Here is a 1,516-nt window from a genome sequence, read left to right as displayed (position 1 = left end):
AAAGAAGTAGTTAGTCTAACCTTCGGGAGGACGATTACCACTTTGTGTTTCATGACTGGGGTGAAGTCGTAACAAGGTAACCCTAGGGGAACCTGGGGTTGGATCACCTCCTTACTATTAGTTGCGCGTTCTTGATGTAGTGTTCACACAGATAGTCTTGTTTATATAAAGAAGAAAAGAGTAAAAGTAGTTAGGCACATATAAGCCTGCAATATAGGCTTGTAGCTCAGCTGGTTAGAGCGCACCCCTGATAAGGGTGAGGTCGGCAGTTCAAGTCTGCCCAAGCCTACCATTTTGGCGTGTATACTGCGTTGGTTGATACCTCATGTGCTGCTAGCACACATCGTCACCAACCGCCTTGTCTACGCACCAAAACGAGGATGCTTTTACTCACGATGTAAGGGGCTATAGCTCAGCTGGGAGAGCGCCTGCCTTGCACGCAGGAGGTCAGCAGTTCGATCCTGCTTAGCTCCACCACTTACATCGACAGAAACAACCTTAATGAATAGGCATGCTGTGTTTATCCATTAAGGTTTTTTAAACCTTAATGTTAAGTGCTTGCACTTAATATGTTCTTTAACAATTTGGAAAGCTGATAATTAGTAATCAATATTTAACGAAAGAGTAACTGATTAAAATAGCATCGTAAGATGCGGTTTTTTCAAGAAGCTACTCTATCTGACATTTTATTAGATTAGCAAAACTTGTCATGCATACAACAAGCACACAGCCTTTTGGTTGAGGTGCACCACAATGTTCGATTAAAAAGGCGAACGTTGAACAAATACATTTATGAAGGCTCTTGGCGGGACTGACATAAGTGGCGGTAAGTTTCTTTTCCTTGGCGGGATTCAAAAAGAAACAAGCGGCGGTCTATTTACCCAAAGTACGACTCTAACCTGGGTCAGAAAATAAAGGTAAATAGCGAGTATTTGGAGGGTAGTTGTTGCCGACTCGACGAGCGACGAAGGAGCGTATGAACAATACGTGACTGAGGAGTGAGGAGATAAAGGTAACAAATAACATTCAAAAACGAAGCTATTTTGGGTTGTATGGTTAAGTGACTAAGCGTATACGGTGGATGCCTAGGCAGTTAGAGGCGATGAAGGACGTGTAAGTCTGCGAAAAGCTGTGGTGAGTTGACAAAACGCATTTGAGCCACAGATGTCCGAATGGGGAAACCCACCGCTTCGGCGGTATCATTAAGTGAATACATAGCTTAATGAGGCAAACGAGGGGAACTGAAACATCTAAGTACCCTTAGGAAAAGAAATCAACCGAGATTCCCCAAGTAGCGGCGAGCGAACGGGGAGCAGCCGAGTAATTATGAAGTAGTGGAATGAGTTGGAAAGCTCAGCGATACAGGGTGATAGCCCCGTACATGAAGCGTCATAGTTGCCATATTAAGTAGGTCGGGACACGTGTTATCTTGACTGAAGATGGGGGGACCATCCTCCAAGGCTAAATACTCCTAACTGACCGATAGTGAACTAGTACCGTGAGGGAAAGGCGAAAA

2 tRNA genes and 2 rRNA genes are annotated in these 1,516 nt (G+C 44.3%); all 4 read left to right on the top strand.

The features are described 5' to 3' along the window. Window positions 1-114: ribosomal RNA gene (locus ISG33_RS17025) — 16S ribosomal RNA — on the top strand; the annotation flags it as partial. Window positions 115-215: 101 nt separating this feature from the next. Further along, window positions 216-292, top strand: a tRNA-Ile gene (locus ISG33_RS17020). A gap of 109 nt (window positions 293-401) precedes the next feature. Further along, window positions 402-477 (top strand) — tRNA-Ala (locus tag ISG33_RS17015). A 577-nt stretch (window positions 478-1,054) separates the two neighbouring features. Further along, a 23S ribosomal RNA gene (locus ISG33_RS17010) occupies window positions 1,055-1,516 on the top strand; the annotation flags it as partial.

Origin of the sequence: Marinibium conchae, from assembly GCF_015595035.1 — a bacterium.
Lineage (GTDB): Bacteria > Pseudomonadota > Gammaproteobacteria > Enterobacterales > Alteromonadaceae > Glaciecola.
The sequence above is the reverse complement of the archived record's forward strand: the minus strand, read 5'-3'. Positions and strand labels throughout refer to the sequence as shown.